Here is a 16984-nt window from a genome sequence, read left to right on the forward strand (position 1 = left end):
GCGGCAAGGATGATTCATGCCAGGGCGCGGGGCGGGGCTTCCATGCCGCATTGCACGCTTGCGTGCCAGATATGACAAAATGCCTCGCATTCCGCTCTTTCAGGGAAGTTCTGGCAAGTCAGGCGTTCCCACCCCTTCTTCCGTTATCACCCATCCCATGCAATCCAGCCTTAATCAAAGTGCGCCCTCCGCCGCTCCGGCGCTGCAGCGCACGGTCTACCCGATCCTTGGCGCCATCAGTTTTTCGCACCTGCTCAACGACATGATCCAGTCGCTGATTCTGGCGATTTACCCGATGCTGAAGAGCAATTTCTCGCTCTCCTTCGCCCAGATCGGCCTGATTACGCTGACCTACCAGATCACGGCCTCGCTGCTGCAGCCGCTTGTCGGCATGTATACCGACAAGCACCCCAAGCCCTATTCATTACCGGTCGGCATGGGCTTTACGCTGAGCGGCCTGTTACTGATGTCGGTCGCGCCCAGTTTCCCCTTGCTGCTGGTTGCGGCCGCGCTCGTGGGCTGCGGCTCCTCGGTGTTTCATCCGGAATCGTCGCGCGTGGCGCGCATGGCCTCGGGAGGCCGGCACGGGCTGGCGCAGTCGCTGTTTCAGGTGGGCGGCAATGCCGGTTCGGCGCTGGGGCCGCTGCTTGCCGCGCTGATCGTGATTCCGCATGGGCAGCGCAGCATTGCCTGGTTTTCGCTCGCGGCGCTCGTGGCGATGGTCGTGCTGACGCAAATTGGCCGCTGGTACAAACAGCATCCGTCAAACCGCAAGGCCCGTGGCGCGCAAGCTGTACAGGCCAGCTTGCCGCGCAATAAGGTGCTGCTGGCGATGGGTGTACTGGTGCTGCTCGTGTTTTCGAAATATTTCTATCTGGCCAGCATCAACAGCTATTTCACGTTTTATCTGATCGACAGGTTTCATTTGCCGGTACAGGCCGCTCAGGTGCAACTGTTCCTGTTTCTTGCCGCCGTCGCGGCGGGCACGATCATCGGCGGGCCGGTAGGCGACCGGATCGGGCGCAAGTATGTGATCTGGGTCTCCATTCTGGGCGTCACGCCCTTCACGCTGCTGCTGCCTTACGCCAACCTGTTCTGGACCGGTGTGCTGAGCGTCGTGATTGGCGTGGTACTGGCTTCGGCTTTTTCGGCGATTCTGGTGTATGCGCAGGAGCTGATTCCAGGCAAGGTGGGGATGGTGGCGGGGCTCTTTTTCGGCTTTGCGTTTGGCATGGGTGGGATCGGTGCGGCCGTACTGGGCCATCTGGCCGATGCGACCAGCATCGCCCATGTTTACAAGATTTGCTCGTTCTTGCCGCTGATTGGCGTGCTGGCGATATTCCTGCCGGACGTTGAAGGTCACAAGGCTGTACCCGCCAAAGCGTGAGGCAATACGCATGCAATACGCACGCAATACACACGCAATACACACGCAACATGCACGAAGATCAAAGTGAGCGGGCTGCCAAAGAACCTGAACGCCTGGGCGTGAAAACCCGCATATTCCGGCTTGGCGGTTGCCCTCCATACTTTCCCGATCGCATGTATGCCTTGATATACCCCATATGGCTGCGTAGTTAAGAGATGCTTATCTGGTCGCAAGCCGTTATAGTAGGCGCAGTTTTCGCAGCGCCCTTTCACCCGCCATGGGTAAAATGGCGGCCAGCATCCGTTTCCCTAACCTGACTTGTCCATGCCTTCCGCAGAACCGCATCCGCAAAACGACTTCATGAACGCTGCGCGCAAAGAACGAAAGCGCGTCGAAATCTACCTCGTCAACGGCATCCGGCTGACGGGATGCATTGAATCGTTCGATCAGTATCTGGTAATGCTGCGCACACCTGTTGGCCTGCAAGGCATCTACAAGCGCGCCATCTCCACTATCCAGCTTGACATGGGCACACGCCCGGCCCCGCGCGCAGCCCGGCCGTCGCATGGCGAGCACACGCCACGCGGGCCGCATGGCTCACGCGATCATCGTGAACCACGTGAACCACGCGAGCCGCGCGAACCCCGTCCCTCCCACGAATCGCGTGATTTTTATCAGCCGCCACCCAGTGCTGAACGCGCTCCGGCAGATGGACCGGTCATCGTGACCCGGCGGCGGCGTCTGTTTGGTAACAATGGCAATAACGGTAATAACGGCAATAACGAGTAACCTGGTGCCTGCCGCAAGCACCGGGCCCGCCCGGTGGCAGGCGGCAGGTGGCATTTCATACCTCGCCTGATGTCGACGCCCTGAAACTCAAAACCCCCATGCGCACCAGCCATGGGGGTTTTGAGTTTCAGGGCGCTCATGTGCGCCGGTCAGCGCCAAGCTTACATGGCAACCGACGTCAAACCGACGTCATTTAGGCAGCCCGCTTTCCAGTAACTGCTGAAGTTCGTGCACCTGACGCTGGGCATCTTGCAATTGCGCCTGCGCCTGGCTCTTTTGCTGCTGTAGCGCGGCCGCTTCGGCACGCGTTTGCTGCTGCTGCTGAAGCACAATCGACTGCTGTTGCCGCGCAACGCTCAAATCCGCCTGCAAACGGTCCGCGCGTCCCTGCGACTGCGCGATCATGCGTTCAGTAAAGACTTTTTGCGCTTCCAGTTTCATCCGGCGAATTTCAATCTCCGCTAACTGCTGCGTCTGGCGCACGAAATCCTTGTAAATCAGATCGGCGCGGGTTTCGTCCTGAGTCTTGATCACACGCCAGAAACTCTTTTGCTGAAAAAGCGCGACGTAATAGGTCATTTCTTGCGCATCGAACAGAATGCTCGTGCCATAACTGCCGTTATAGGTTGTGCGCAATTCAACCAGCGTTGAGTTGCGAATCATCTGCTGCAACTGCGCCACATTACCTGCAGCCGACTGTCCTGCTTCATCTGCCGTCAGCGCAACCGCCGGCTGGTCCAGCGCCTGGCTAGACGGTAACTCCGGCAATGCCGTGTTTTGGGTCTTCACCGCGACGACGGCATGGCGGGATGTACCTCTCACATCTGCCGGCAAATACTGCCCTGATGCATGCTGTATTGCTCCGCTCACGATGAGCGCCGCCAACGCAGTCTGTCGGCATTTCGACTTGTAATTCATGTGATTCCTGCTTGAACAGTTCTTGTTTTAGGCGATCCGTCTCATTATTACTCACTTTCCCGGGTTTCGGGCTCTTCGTCGAAAATTTGATACTTGCGCATTTTTTCCCACAATACCTTGCGGCTAATCCCAAGATATTGCGCCGTGTCCTGTCGGCGCCAGCTATTCGCGTCAAGGGCCGTCAGCACGCGGTTGCGTTCACCCATGTCCCACTTGCTGCGATCCACCAGAACATCCGGGGTGGTTTCAGTCACGGCGGGGGTGCCGCTTGCCAGTGCCAGCAGACGTTGCAGCCGTGCCGCATCCCATACGCCGATCTGGCGCACCGTCACGCCAATGCGTTCGGCAAGATTGCGCAGCTCGCGCACATTGCCCGCGAAATACATTTCGGCCACCGCATCGGCCAGCCAGTACGGAATTCCGGATAACGCGGCCAGCCGCTCGGCCCCTACAATCGCCGTCACAAACATCTTGAACAAGGCAATCTTGTCACCCGCGCCGCGTTCTTCCAGCGAGGGAATCCGCAACTCGATCACCGCCAGCCGATAATACAGGTCCGCCCGGAACACACCATCCCTGACGAGTTGTGGCAAAGACTTGTTCGTCGCGGCCACCAGGCGGAAATCGAGCTTCACGGGCGTCGTGGCGCCAAGACGTGTCACCGCGCTATCCTCGAGCACGCGTAGCAGCTTCACCTGCTGATACAGCGGCAAATCGCCAATTTCGTCGAGAAACAAGGTGCCGCCGTCGGCCTGCTCGAAGTAGCCTTTATGCGCAACCACGGCGCCTGTGAATGAACCCTTCGCATGGCCAAAAAACAATGATTCGAACAGGCCATCTGGAATCGCCCCGCAATTCACGGCGACAAACGGACCTGCGCCATAGCGCGAATGCTTGTCATGCAAAAGCTGGGCAATGCGCTCCTTACCCACGCCGGTCTCGCCATGCACCAGCACGCTGGTATCGCAATCAGCAAAAGTATCGACCTCGTGCAGCAAAGCCTGCATGCAGGCCGAATGCGCGACCAGCTCGCTGGCTTCGGAAGGCCGTGCTGTATGTACCCGCAGTTGCAGCGCCAGTTTGGCAATCATGCCGCGCAACTCGGCACAGGTGAAATCGAGCGGCAGGATATGCGAGTACTCCGACGGATAGCTCGCTGGATCATGCTCGCGCGGCGCGGCCCCCACCCAGATCACGGGCATGCCATGCGTGGCGCGCCAGTCGCGTAGAACCAGCGCGCCACTGTCGATCACCGAGACGCTCACCAGCGCCAGCGAAGGCCGTGCAGCGATACGTTCTGGGGCAATCGCCCCATCGTCGGCGCGAATCACTTCGATATCGAAGCTCGCCATGCAACGGGCTACCCGTTCGAGAATGTCGGCCTTTCCCTCCCACACGTAGAGGTCGAGTTCATCAATTTTGGCGGGAGTTCTCATAGACCGTGATTCTTCTCTCAACATCAATAAACAAGCTGGGCCTGACTGCAGAGCAAGGTGCTGTCGTGGACTGTGCTGATGCCAATCTGCACGCCGAGCAGTTGCAACAGCGGCACGAGCGCCGCATCCAGCGTGGTGAGAATCGGGTTGAGCACGCCTACCAAGCCGCTCAGCACCGCTGACAGCAAGGACGTGACATCAAGACCGCCGAGCAGGGTCGCATGCAGCGATCCGGGCAGCGCCGTGACAAGCTGGGTCAGCACGCCCGCGGTCGCGCCCCCCACGCCGTTGGTATTGGTCGACTGGTAATCGTCGCTATCTCCCGCGACGCCATTGAAGACAAACGTCGTGGGGGCTGCGGCTTGCAGGCTCAGGTTCAGGCCCGATGGCGGCGACGCGCTACCGACCGAAATATTCACGAGGCCAAGCAGGCTAAACAGCACGCTCGCGGTGGTGATCGTAGCGGGCTTGCTGCACGTGGTAGGCCCGGTGATATTGGCAAAATTAGTCGCGGCATCGGCACCGACGCACAGGGCCGCGATGCCTGGCTGCGCCACCACGACGCTCTGGCTGGTCGCTTTTTGCGCGGTGCATCGCGTGCTTTGCAAATACGCCGTGCCCTGCCCGGCCTCGATGTAGATCGGCAAGTTCAGCGCGCTCAGGTTGGCCAAGCCCACAAGATTGATGCCGTTCAGCAAAGCCACGTTGAGAAAGACCCGGACCTGCGCCGAATGCGCACTGGTGCGCCAGGTGCCATTCGGATAACGACCCGCTTCGCCCACGGCGATCACCGGCGGCTCAATGACTTTCGCCTGTGCTGTCAACGTCACCAGGGGCCCAAGATTAATCCCGAGCCCGAGATTGATCGCTGAGTTTCCGCGCGCAATTTCGGCGGCGACAAGCAAGGCATCCAGCGCGTTGATGCTCGCGCTCGCTGCCGCCTGGGGGTCAGCCAGACCAATCGAGAGCAGCCCGTTTTGCGTTGCGGTGTTACCTAGCGCAATCTTCTGGCCGCCCGGAACCGCCGCCGCAATCGTCCCAAGATCGGTGATGACGCTGCCCGTGGCCGTGCCGCTTTTGCTGAGTGCGCTAATCATCGCCGTCGCCAGTTGCCCAACGCCAACCTGAGTCGTGAGCAACTGGTTCATCGTGCCCACGCCTAGCGCGGTGGACAGATCCTGCAATTTGATCTGCGCCTGGGCCAGCCCCTGGTAAGACGCCACGCTGAGATTGAGATTGGTATTGAGCAGGCCATTCAGCAAACCATTGAGCAAGGCAGGCGAAACGCTGGCAAGCGTTGTGGTCAGCGAAAACACGCCCACGTTGGTCGCTTGAGCGGTGGCCTGTGCCTGCACCAGGCGCGCGGGCCCGAGATAAAAGTAAGGAATGTTCTGGCTCAGCTTGACTTGCACCGCGTTCACCGGCGTGCCGCTCGCAGAAAAATACGACTGCCCGGGATTAACCGAAGGATCCCAGCGGCCGCAGGTCAGATTCAGGCTGGCGCCCGTGGCGGGCAAGCCATTGCGCGCCGCACTGCCTTGCGCGGCGGCGGTGGCCCCGGCACAGCCCGTCGCCGTCGAAACCGTTTGCGCCCCGGCAATCGCCGCCATATCGGCGGTGCGCTGTAACTGGCGGCGCGCAAGAAAAACGTTGCCCACATCCAGCGCCGCCAGCGCGACGACCGCAAGGCCGATCCACACCGCCGCCAGCACGGCAATGGCTCCCGCCTGACGACGGCGTGGCAGCCCAGATTCGCGGCAATGACGAATGGGGTGTGACATATCAGTTTTGCGCCGAGCCGCTGTTGTGGTAATCGCCGCGTAACGGGTCCCCGTTGACCACACTTTCCATCGACGAGCCGAATAACGCCGGAATTTTCGTCTTGAACGAATCGAGGTAGCGCTGATAGGCCAGCCCTGCTTCGGCGCCCAGCATCGGCAGCGCCGGAGCGGCTGCCGCATTGCTACTTTGCAACGTTAGCCAGGCACGGGCGGCATAACCGGCTTCGGAACCGGAGACACGCGGTTCGCTCTTCGCCCCTTCCTGGAAGGGTGCCTCTGTGGGTATCTGCGCGCCTGCGGTGAAGCTCACAGACAGCATGCCCATGCATAGCAGCCATCGCGCCGATGTGCGCCATGCTGGCAAAAAAGAGGTTCTGAATGACATGTGCCGGCTCCTGTCCCGTGCTGCCCACGTTCTTAAAACACGTGTCATTGCGCAAATCGCTGCAGCATGCGCAACGCCTGATACACCGCTGGATCCTGCATCGCGGCATGCTTATCCGATCCGGACGCAGGTACGGTTTCGGCCGCCACCGTCTGCACGGAGCCAGGCTGCGATGCCATGGAAGACGTTGCTGTTTCCGTTTGCCCGGATTCCATCGCTTTCGTGGAAGGCAACAAGGGTGGAGGCGCCATGATTAGCTTTGATGCAGTGGGCGCATCCGATGCCACCGGCAGCTTTGATTCAGCTATCGATGTGTCGGATGCCACCGCTGGCTTTGATTTGGCGAATACGACTGATGCCAGCACGGGCTTTGATGCAGTGGGCGCATCCAAAGCCACCGGTGGCTTTGATTCAGCAATCGATGTGTCCAATGCCACCGTTGGCTTTGATTTGGCGAATACGACTGATGCCAGCACGGGCTTTGATGCAGTGGGCGCATCCAAAGCCACCGCTGGCTTTGATTCAGCAGTAGACACATCCAATGCCACCGCTGGCTTTGACTCACCGGATGCATTCGATGTCGCACCAGGCGGCACCGGTACGGCGGCTGACGTCGATGCCGCTGGCGTCTCACTGGACGAATGCCCGGCTCGTGTCCACGCCTGGCTGGCAACCACCACTCTCCTCGCTTCGTTTTGAATGGTCTCGCGCACGTTGTCGGCGATCTTCTGCTCATTCATCAGCGCCTGCGCCTGCGCTTGCCGGCCTTCAGCCAGCAAATAAAGCGTCACGTTGCTCATAATCCTGGGATTGTGCTGATCGAGTTCCGCGGCTTGCATCAGTGGCACACGTGCGCCATTGATGTCACCGCTGCGCAAGCGCGCATAGCCGAGATCAGACAGCGTGACGGCATCCGTCGGAGCCAGTTGCGCGGCTTGCTGCAACGCTTGCGTGGCAGCCGGAAAATCCCCGCTGGCGCCCGCCAGTAGTCCCAAACCGCGATAGCCGCGCGCCGCCAGTGGCGTCTTCAGCAGCGCCGTATAGGACGCAGCGCTAGCCGCAGGCTGATCGGTCGCGCGCAGCGCATCGGCACGCAGCAGCATGGTATCGGGCGATACACCGTACTGCTTCTCATAAGCATCGATATGCGCCAGCGAGGCGTAATAGAGCCCCTGTGCCTGCATGCGCTCGATCAACCCCAGATACATCCCGGGCGTATCCGGCGTGACATTGCGCGTGGCCTGCTGCATCTTGACCTCGCGTTCCACCTGGGGCCCCACGCCATACCCTGAAGGGGGCCCCGCACACGCGCCGAGCCATGCACAACCCAGCACCACGCCGAGACGTCCGGCAAACAGCGCGCCTGGAACAGGGGCGACATAAAAACCCAGCCATTTCCGATCCATCATGGTGATTTCCTCAACGATGCAGCGCCGACAGTGTTTTTGTCACGGCCAGCACACCAGGCCCGGCTGTCACGATTAGCAGCGCAGGAAGCAGCGTGACGATCATCACGCCTGTCATTTTCACGGTGAGACGGCCAATCCGCTCACGTAGCAGCGAGCGGCGCGTTTCGCGCAAGCGGTCGCCGAACTGTTTGAGCGGCTCCTGAACCGCACCGCCATGGCGATCGACCTGAATCAGCAAACGCACGACGGCACGCAAGTCCTCATTGCAAAAACTGGTGGCGAGCCGGTGTAGCGACTGCTCCCGTGTGCGCCCAGCGGCGAACTGGCGCTGCGCAATCTCGAGTTCGCTCGACAGCACCGGCTGCACGCCACGAAAATCGTTCACCATGACTTGCAGGCTTTGATCCAGCGAAAGCCCTACGCCTTGCAGCAAACGCAACAGATCGACCAGCATGGGTAGCTCTTCAACCACGGCTTCACGCCGCGCCGCTGCGCGGTGATGCACATAGAGCTTGGGCAGCATGAAGCCGGCCACCGCCGCCAGCAGTAATAGCAACGGATAGCGCGGCCCGGCAAGCTGTCCGTGCGCGAGGAGAGCCGCTAACAGCGGCAGTGCGACGGCGCAGGCCACCCGCGCCATCAGAAAAAGCCCGCGTGAGTGGGCCTCGACAAAACCGCTTTGCTCCAGCAAACGCCGGTCTTCCTCGGCGACGATCAACTTGCCCAATGAGGTGTCGAGCAGCCGTGCTCCGGTTCGCGCGAGTTGCTGCAACCCTTGTGCGAAAAACGATGGCCGACCCAGCGCGGGTTTCACGCCCGCGGCCGTGCTGGCGCGTTCCTCTACGCCATGGCCTCGCGTGGCCGCTGCCGCCGCGGCGCGCTGCTCCAGCGCCTGGGTCAAGGTGCGAACGCTGCGGCGCTCGTGCGCCAGACGCACGATCAGCCCTCCCGCCAGCAAAAGCAACGCCAGCGCGAACAGCGCTAACGCCAGGACCACCAGAGGCATCGGTTGCATCATGTCCCCTCGTTCATGTTTGTCTGTTCATGTTTGCCAGATCACGCCCGCCTGAGCCGCGCCAGGCGATAGAGCAGATAGGCGCCAGCCATCTGCAGCAGAAACGCGAGGTACACCAGCAAGCGGCCGCTATCGTCATGCCACATGACGCTGAAGTACGCCGGATTCGACATGATCAGAAAACCACCAATGCCAATCGGCAACAGCGCCAGTATCCACGCAGACAGACGGGTTTCGGTCGACATCGCAATCAGCTCGCGCTCGGCTTGCTCGATATCGCGCATGAACGACGCCATGCGGTCAAGCATCACATCGGCCCGGCCGCCGTATTTGACCGACAGCCGCAACACGGCGCCAATCAGTTCGAACTCGCTGGTGCGATACACCTGTGCGACATGGGACAGCGCACGATCAATCTCCGTGCCCGAACGCAGCATCCGCGACACATGATCGAGACATTCACGCAGAGGGGCTTCGGTGCTTTGCAACGACGACTGAAACGCCGCGGGCACGCTATTGCCCAGCACGATCAGGCGCACGATGCCATCGAGAAACGACGGCAACTGTTGCACGATCATCTGGCGGCGCTTCTGGATGCGCCACGACAGCAGCAGATAAACCAGCACGACGCAAGCCAGCAGCATCACGCCTGCCGCCAGCAGCCCCGCCTGACGCAGCGCCCACCAGCACAGCAGCAGCGTAACCACTGCCACGGTCCAAAACAGTGAACGCGCCTGCGTCAGGCCCGTGCGACTCATTAGCTCGGCCATGCGCCTGGCCGCCTGGGCTCGCAGATAACGCCCGCGCACCGACCAGCGCGCACCCGCATCTGGGACCGCGAGCGCCGGAGCGGGCGCACTTGGACGCATGCCCGCCATAGCCGGGGCCGACGATGCCATCCGGCTGTCGATAAAACGCCCAGCGTTGGCCCGTTCCTTGTGCTGCGCGCCTCGCTGCAACAGCAGCAGCGCCGCCGCGGCGCTGAGCAGCGCCAGCGCGCCCAGCAAGGCGATCGCTATGGCGATCGTGCCCGAGCTAGACATTGAAGCCTCCCCCAGCGCCGCCAAAACCCCCGCCAAAACCCCCAGCCGCTTCCGACAGCATCGGCCTGAAGCGCGCCAGTTTGGACGAATGCGGATGAATGCCGAGCGACACCCACTGGTCACGCTCTTCGCCATCGGCACCTGCTACGGGTTCGTAGCGATACAGCTCCTGGGTTGCAATGATGTTGTCGGAAAGCCCCGTCACTTCAGTAATCGACAGGATGCGGCGGCGGCCATTCGACAAGCGCCCGATCTGCACGATGAAGTCGATCGCATTGGCGATCTGCCGCCGCAAACTTGATTCGGTCCCCTGAAAACCAGCGAAGCCCGCCAGCATCTCAAGCCGGTACAGGCACTCGCGCGGCGAACTGGCGTGGACCGTCCCCATCGACCCATCGTGGCCGGTGTTCATCGCCTGCAGCATTTCGAGCACTTCACCGCCGCGCACTTCGCCGACGATGATGCGATCGGGCCGCATACGCAGCGTGTTGCGCAGCAAATCGCGGATGGTCACGAGGCCCGAGCCGTCAAAGCCGCCAGGGCGGCTTTCCAGCCGGACCACATGAGGATGGTTCAGCGATAGCTCGGCCGTGTCTTCGATCGTCACGACGCGTTCGATTTCGGGAATATGAAACGCCAGCGCATTGAGTAGCGAGGTCTTGCCCGAACTCGTCCCGCCTGACACCAGCACATTGCAGCGCGCATTCACCGCGGCCTCCAGCAGCGCGCCGATCTCGTGGTTATACGTGCCATTGCCGAGCAGATCGTCGGGGCGCAGCGGGTCCTTGCGAAACTTGCGAATCGATACGATCGGGCCATCTATGGAAAGTGGCTCGATCACGACATTCACACGGCCACCATCGGCCAGCCGCGCATCGACCATCGGATTCGATTCGTCGAGACGCCGCCCGATGGGTGCCAGAATGCGTCGCACGATGCGCAGCAGATGCGCATTATCGGCAAAGCGCACCGGGATTTTCTCCAGAATGCCGTGACGCGAGACATAGACATCGTTGTAGCCGTTGATCAGGATATCTTCGACCGCGGGATCATTGAGCAGATCTTCAATCGGGCCAAAACCCGCCAGCTCCTTGGTGAGCGCCTCGGCAATCAGACGCACTTCGCTCTCGTTGATGGGAATGTGGCGCAAGCGCACAAAGCTGTCTATTTCCAGATCAACGAACTGGTTGATCGCCTGGCGCGACCAGCGGCCAAATTCAGCGCCCAGTTCTTCGATGCGGGTCAGCAGATGCTCATGCGCCGCGTTCTTGATGTCCTGAAACTGCTGGCTGTGCGCGAACGACGGGGCATCGTCGGCAAATTGAATGTCTTTTCCCATCGTTTATGACCGCTTGTTTGAAGGTGGAATAAAACGCCTGAGCGCATCGAATGCGAAGCGCCCACGTGCGGAGGTCGCGCACGCCGCGCCACCGAGGCGCTCAATCAGCGGTTCAAGCGCGCGGACATAAATGTCACGCGTCGAGGTCTCGACAAGCAGTTGCCCCTGATTGGCCGCCTGACCCAGCGCCACGCGACGCTCTGGCAGACTCGCCAGCAGCGGCAGGTTCAGGCGCTGGGCGATTTGCGCCGCGCTCAAACCCAGCTCGGGGTCGTATTTGTTCACGACAAGCTGCACGTTGACGGCTTGCGGCAAATCTTCACGCAACGCATCCAGCACGCCGACCGCCGACACCACCGAGGCCACCCCCTGATCGCACACCAGCCACGCTTCGTCGGCGGCCTGCACCACGTGCGCCATAAATTCACGGTTGGAAAAGCCGCCCAGATCGACAATCTGCTGGTCAAAAAAGGCCCGCAGGCGGTTCAGCAAGCTAATCGATGCGGCGTAGGAAACCGTGCGCATCTCCGCCAGATCGGTGGGCAGCGCCGTCAGGGCCACGCCGCTCGGATGACGCGATAACGCGGTATGGATAAAGGTTCGATCGAAGCGGCGCAAATTGCGCACCGCTGCCACGAAATCGAATTCGCTGCGCGTATCGAGCAGCATGGCGCCATCACCAGCGGGCAAGCCGAGATCCAGTAGCACCGTCTGCTGGTCCTGGGCCGCCTTGCGCCGTTGCAGCGCCACCGCCAGATTGGCGGCCAGCGTGCTCACGCCCATGCCGATGCGAGCTCCGAGCAGCACCGTCAAACGGCCATGGCGGCTGATGGGCTCAACCTGTTGCGCCATCACCTGCTGCGTGATGCGCACAGCGTCTTCAGCGGGTGCACCCAGATCAATGAAATCGCGCACGCCGGCACGCAAAGCAGCCAACGCCGTTTCCGGCTCGCTGAGCAAACCCAGCGCGACAATCTGCATGCATGGATAAGCGGCCCGCACTGCATTGGCCACCACGCTGGCGGCCGCGGCACGGCCCGCCGAAAAATCAATAAACACCAGTGTGGGGTTGAGCGCGGCAATGCGCTGCGTGAGCACGGCTGAATCGAGTGCCACCACATCCACCCTGCCCGCCTGGGCCAGCGTCGTCGCCAGCCAGTGAGCATGCTCACTGCTCAAGGAGGCAAGAACGAAGGAGTCCGTCAGAGCTGGTTCAGTCAAGGGATACGTTCTCGCATTCATCCTGGGCATCCTTCGGGGACCGTGATACGGCGGCTGCCGCGCCGCGCACCGCTGCAGCGACATCGCTCGCCCACACCGCGATACGTCGTGCGCTCATTTCGAAAATCCTGGCACCAGCGTGGTGGCCGCCGCGCCGCCTAACAAGTCCCGCCATACCGGGCCGTTGCGCTGCTCCGATTGTTCGCCTGGCGTGCTGGGCAAAACAGCACCCTTCGCCAGCGGCGACACCAGATGCGGCGTCACGATAATCACCAGTTCCTTGTCGTTTTGCTGGTAGCTCAACTGCTTGAAAAACGTTCCGATGATTGGCAAGTCGCCCAGAAACGGCACCTTGCTGACATTCGATGCCGTTTCGCGGTCAATCAGCCCGCCGATCACGAAGCTCTCGCCATCACCCAGTTCGACGGTGGTATCGGCGCGGCGCGTCGTGATGGCGGGGACAGAGATGCTATTCACCGTGACCGCATGCACGAAATCCAGCTCACTGGCCTCTGGCGCCACCTTCAGCGCGATGCGTCGCGGACTGAGCACGGTCGGTGTCACGGTCAAGCCGATGCCATAGGGCTTGTACTGGATCGACGTCGTACCCAACGCCTCAGGCACGGGCACCGGAATTTCGCCGCCCGCGAGAAAACTGGCGCTCTGTCCGGAGAGCGCGACCAGGGTCGGCTCCGCGAGGATGCGCGCGAGATTGTTGCTTTCCATCAGGCTCAGGTTAGAAAAAATACCCTCGGAGGCGTAGTTGAACACCAGGTTGAAAGCCGAGGTGATTGGCGTGCCCAGCGCGGGCAGCGAGCCTGGCGTGACAGTAGTAGGCGCGGCAGGCGCAAAGGTGCCAAACGAAAAACCATTGGCGCTCTGACGGAAAAAATTGAAGCCAATCTGCTTGAGTACCGAACGGCTGAATTCCACCACCCTGACATCCACCTGCACCACGGCCCGCGATGCGATCGTCGAGGTGTCCACCACCACGCCATCTTTGTCCAGCGAGGCATTGGCCGCTGCTACCGCGCGCTGATGTGACTCCATCGTGGGCGTCGAACCGGAGATCAACGCCGTGTTGCCCAGCACTTTCATGGCAGGTGCGTCACCGCCGAGGATCGAGCGTGCCGCGCGAGGGCTCACGTTGACGGTATACGTCAGGGGTGGCGCATCCGCGCGCTCCCATAGCATCACACTGGTGGTACCCGCTGCCTTGCCGACCAGCAGCACGCCCCCCCGTTTGTCACCGCGCAAAACCAGCACGTCCGCCACGCTGGGATCCCCCACGGCAATGCGCCGCATCGTGTGCCCCGCCGCCAGCGTCCGCTGGGCACCGACCGCCATTTCAAGCGTCGCGCCGGGACGCTCATTCGCCCATGCAACCGTTGGGCCGGCCAGCGACAAGACTATCAGCGGCACAGCACGAAGCCACGCCGCCACCTCGAAGGCAAAAATCTTTTTTGTCATTGTGTTGTGTTGTTATAGCGGCCACGAACATCGCTACCCGTGACCTGAAACGGCTTACCAGGCGAGCGTTTCCGCGCGCCCACCGCGAATGACTTCAATGCTGCCGCCAGTGCGCGTTGCGGGACGCGCATGCACTGCTGTCTGAGTGCGGCCACCGCCGCCCGCTAGCGCATCCAGCGCAATACCGGCTGCGGCGCGTGTCGAGACGTCCTGAGCCGCGCCTTGCACCACGGTTTTCAGCACCTCGGGAAGCGCTGCAAACGCGCGCGAATCGACCACCTCGTTATCTTCTGGATTCCGTAATGCCAGCACCAGGTGCCCATTCATTTCGGCGAGTGTCAACCGGTTGATATCGGTCATCGGCACCGCCAGCACCGCAGTCCGCGCCATCGCCGCGGGATCGTTGGGATTGGGTGTGACGTCATTGAGCGTGGCACTGCTCGTGTTATTGCCGAAGGCCAGCACGCGCACCTTCGAGAGCAACAGGCGCGCCTGGGTTTGCTCGATCTCCGCGCCGCTTAACCCCGCAGCCGGTTCGCGCTTCAGCGTAAAGAACACATCGACGAAATTGCCTGGCCGCACGCGATTGCCCACCGCATTGGTTTCATCCACCCGCACGGCCACGGCCCGCTCGCCGGGAGCAATGCGCTCCGCGAGCCCGGATGACAACTGCGTCTCAAAGACTGGTGCGCCCACGCCAATATCCGCCATGGGCACGCGTCCAACCAGCACCGCGGGATCGGCAAAGGCTCCGTCCGGCTGAACCGGGAACGGCTGGATGCGCAGCGCTTCGAGCGCAATCGGCTTGCCTGCGGGCAAAGCGTGCGTCGTCACGACGACGGGAAACGTGGCTTGCGCGACAGGCCGGACCACGGCGGAAGGCGCTGCGCGGTGCGACAGCATCCATGCCGCCAGACCGAGCAAGAGCGCTAGCGCGATCAGCACACCGGCGATGATTCGCGTCAGGTGTGGCATCGCGGCCCCCTCTTGCGGCGGGATATGAAACAGGAAAAACCACGCGCAGCGTAGGCTTTGGGCTTTGAGGCCGTGACTAGCACATGAATTTCTGACCGGTCGATCACAGCAGGTATCCGGGATTGAGCTGCACCATGGCACTGCTCGAGAGTGCGGCAGGCAGCACCAGACTCAGCAAGGGCAGCGTGGGAATCAGGGGTTTTCCAGCGTAGTTGTAGGTCAGCGTGACTTTCACGCATTGCATGGCGGTATTGAAGGTGCAAGCAGCGGGTGTGGCCACGCAGCTTGCATAACGGCCCGAGAGCCAGCCCACGGTTCCCGTTGCCGCGCTGCAGGCGGCGCTCGCACGTGCGGCCAACGCACTGGGCACATCTTTTGCCTGCTGATAATTCAGTGCGGCGCGCGCGCCCTCTTCCGCGGCCAGCGTCAAGCTTTGCTGCGCCACGAAGATCAGGCTGAACGTGACGATCGCATAGAGAATCAGGAAAAACAGCGGAAAAATCATCGCAAACTCAACCGCCATGCTGCCGCGCTGCTCACGTGACGCTTTGACATCAATGCGATAGTGGACAAGCGTAGTGGACGTCATGTCGTGGCACCTGTTACAAACTGCAAGGCCACCCACGCGGCTGCGGGCACTGTCAGGCATGCGGCATAAGGCGTCGAGCGACGCCCTGCAAGCTCAAAAGTAGGTGTGGCGCGACGCCCGCTCAATGCAGGGATGCGCGAGCGCGAAGTCAGCAGCAATGTCGCGGCATGAACCCCGGCGGCAAGACTCGCTGCAACCCACAATCCGAGCAACGGCTGCATTCCGCACCAGGCGCCCAGAACGGCGAAAACCTTGACGTCAGCCGCACCCATCACGCCGATAACAAAAAACGGCAGCAATGCGATCAGGCCCACTGCTGTGCCAAGCAATGCCGCATAGAAAGAGATGCCAAACGGGTTATGGCGAAGCACGGCGCACATCAAAGCGGCAATGAAACCGATGACGACGAGTGCATTCGGAATCCGCCGATTGCGGCAATCGCACACCGCAATGGCGATCGCCCATGCAATAAACAGGACACTGCTGAGATGCCCATTCATGTTTCACTCGATTGGCAGAACAATCCGTCTGAACCAGATATTGGGTTCAGACGGATTGAATGACGGGTTATTTAGTCAGGCTAACCCGGAAACGTGGAGCAGGCTGGAAAATAGCCAGGCACGAGTTTTTGTGCGAGATTAATGTCCCGACCGGCTTTTTAACCACCGCCGCCGCCTGATGTGCCTGTAGGCAAGGCGCTCGCCACGGCATTAAAGGTAGAAACAATAGCTGTTTTTACCCCTGTCGTCGCGGTTACGATACCCACCGCAATGATTCCTGCAATCAGGCCATACTCAATAGCCGTGACGCCTTTGTTTTCTGTTAGAAAACGCTTAATGATGTTTTTCATCACTCCCCCGGAATTCATGAAAAATAATATTCAGCCACGCAGGGTAGTAGATGGATTATCCAGGCAGGCAGTCAAGTCCCCCTCGCTGCCATTACCCTTATCCAATCATCCCCCGTTAACCGTGGCCAGATTAAACCCAAGCCATCAGGATGATCTCTCCGATAATGCCCCCTTTGCCAAATTTCCCTGTTTTATAAACGCTATCTCATTTACAAGCAATTCCGTTTTTTATTAACGCCACTCTTAAGCAGTGGAAACAACGGAAATTTTTACCGCCGGTGATGCAGCCAACATAAAAGCGACGTGGAGCCCATAACTTGACGCTCCAGGCTGAGGTGCTAGCAGGTACCAGTGCGTCAGTCTGTTGTGGACCTGGAAGATGGCCTCACATCCCC

General features: G+C 60.9%; 16 protein-coding genes and 1 pseudogene. 2 read left to right on the forward strand and 15 right to left on the reverse strand.

Features of this window, described 5'->3' with window-relative positions; genetic code table 11:
• Window positions 1–157 precede the first annotated feature (157 nt).
• Together GH657_RS09865 and hfq are read left to right on the forward strand one after the other, a co-directional pair.
• On the forward strand, window positions 158–1387 hold the full coding sequence (locus GH657_RS09865) for an MFS transporter (protein ID WP_153100570.1): 1230 nt from the start codon (window positions 158–160) through the stop codon (window positions 1385–1387).
• A 306-nt stretch (window positions 1388–1693) separates the two neighbouring features.
• Window positions 1694–2158 carry an RNA chaperone Hfq gene (gene hfq / locus GH657_RS09870; RefSeq protein ID WP_153100571.1) on the forward strand — a complete coding sequence of 155 codons (465 nt, stop codon included), beginning with the start codon at window positions 1694–1696 and terminating at the stop codon, window positions 2156–2158.
• 189 nt (window positions 2159–2347) lie between these two features.
• Here the strand turns inward: hfq and GH657_RS09875 are convergent, their stop codons facing one another.
• From GH657_RS09875 to GH657_RS09940, 15 genes and pseudogenes are all read right to left on the reverse strand, one after another.
• A complete protein-coding gene (locus tag GH657_RS09875; protein ID WP_153100573.1) occupies window positions 2348–3076 on the reverse strand; it encodes a DUF2968 domain-containing protein in 729 nt (242 codons plus the stop codon).
• 47 nt (window positions 3077–3123) lie between these two features.
• The gene (locus GH657_RS09880) at window positions 3124–4512 is read right to left on the reverse strand and encodes a sigma 54-interacting transcriptional regulator (protein ID WP_153100574.1); all 1389 of its coding nucleotides are present in this window, start codon (window positions 4510–4512) and stop codon (window positions 3124–3126) included.
• A gap of 23 nt (window positions 4513–4535) precedes the next feature.
• Window positions 4536–6293 carry a TadG family pilus assembly protein gene (locus GH657_RS09885; protein WP_153100576.1) on the reverse strand — a complete coding sequence of 586 codons (1758 nt, stop codon included), beginning with the start codon at window positions 6291–6293 and terminating at the stop codon, window positions 4536–4538.
• Window position 6294: 1 nt separating this feature from the next.
• Entirely contained in the window at window positions 6295–6678 is a 384-nt protein-coding gene (locus GH657_RS09890; RefSeq protein ID WP_246174045.1) for a DUF3613 domain-containing protein, read from the reverse strand.
• Window positions 6679–7178: 500 nt separating this feature from the next.
• Window positions 7179–8084: pseudogene (locus GH657_RS09895) on the reverse strand (tetratricopeptide repeat protein); the annotation flags it as partial.
• 13 nt (window positions 8085–8097) lie between these two features.
• Window positions 8098–9102 (reverse strand): type II secretion system F family protein, encoded by a 1005-nt coding sequence (locus GH657_RS09900; RefSeq protein WP_153101712.1) that lies wholly within the window; start codon window positions 9100–9102, stop codon window positions 8098–8100.
• 41 nt (window positions 9103–9143) lie between these two features.
• Window positions 9144–10145: a type II secretion system F family protein gene (locus tag GH657_RS09905; RefSeq protein WP_153100578.1), complete on the reverse strand. Its 1002-nt coding sequence runs from the start codon at window positions 10143–10145 to the stop codon at window positions 9144–9146.
• The gene (locus GH657_RS09910; protein ID WP_153100580.1) at window positions 10138–11484 is read right to left on the reverse strand and encodes a TadA family conjugal transfer-associated ATPase; all 1347 of its coding nucleotides are present in this window, start codon (window positions 11482–11484) and stop codon (window positions 10138–10140) included. The genes GH657_RS09905 and GH657_RS09910 overlap by 8 nt, the downstream gene beginning before the upstream one ends.
• 3 nt (window positions 11485–11487) lie before the next feature.
• The gene (locus tag GH657_RS09915) at window positions 11488–12726 is read right to left on the reverse strand and encodes a fimbrial protein (RefSeq protein ID WP_153100582.1); all 1239 of its coding nucleotides are present in this window, start codon (window positions 12724–12726) and stop codon (window positions 11488–11490) included.
• Window positions 12698–12823, reverse strand: coding sequence for a hypothetical protein (locus GH657_RS18410; RefSeq protein ID WP_281349380.1), 126 nt, complete (start codon window positions 12821–12823; stop codon window positions 12698–12700). The genes GH657_RS09915 and GH657_RS18410 overlap by 29 nt, the downstream gene beginning before the upstream one ends.
• The gene (locus tag GH657_RS09920; RefSeq protein ID WP_153100584.1) at window positions 12820–14175 is read right to left on the reverse strand and encodes a type II and III secretion system protein family protein; all 1356 of its coding nucleotides are present in this window, start codon (window positions 14173–14175) and stop codon (window positions 12820–12822) included. The genes GH657_RS18410 and GH657_RS09920 overlap by 4 nt, the downstream gene beginning before the upstream one ends.
• 54 nt (window positions 14176–14229) lie before the next feature.
• Complete coding sequence (gene cpaB, locus GH657_RS09925) at window positions 14230–15150, reverse strand: Flp pilus assembly protein CpaB (protein ID WP_153100586.1); 921 nt, start codon at window positions 15148–15150, stop codon at window positions 14230–14232.
• Between the two features lie 103 nt (window positions 15151–15253).
• A complete protein-coding gene (locus GH657_RS09930; protein ID WP_153100588.1) occupies window positions 15254–15739 on the reverse strand; it encodes a TadE/TadG family type IV pilus assembly protein in 486 nt (161 codons plus the stop codon).
• The gene (locus GH657_RS09935; protein WP_153100590.1) at window positions 15736–16239 is read right to left on the reverse strand and encodes an A24 family peptidase; all 504 of its coding nucleotides are present in this window, start codon (window positions 16237–16239) and stop codon (window positions 15736–15738) included. The genes GH657_RS09930 and GH657_RS09935 overlap by 4 nt, the downstream gene beginning before the upstream one ends.
• A gap of 158 nt (window positions 16240–16397) precedes the next feature.
• Window positions 16398–16589, reverse strand: coding sequence for a Flp family type IVb pilin (locus GH657_RS09940; protein WP_153100592.1), 192 nt, complete (start codon window positions 16587–16589; stop codon window positions 16398–16400).
• Window positions 16590–16984 lie beyond the last annotated feature (395 nt).

It is taken from the genome of Paraburkholderia hayleyella (assembly GCF_009455685.1).
Lineage (GTDB): Bacteria > Pseudomonadota > Gammaproteobacteria > Burkholderiales > Burkholderiaceae > Paraburkholderia > Paraburkholderia hayleyella.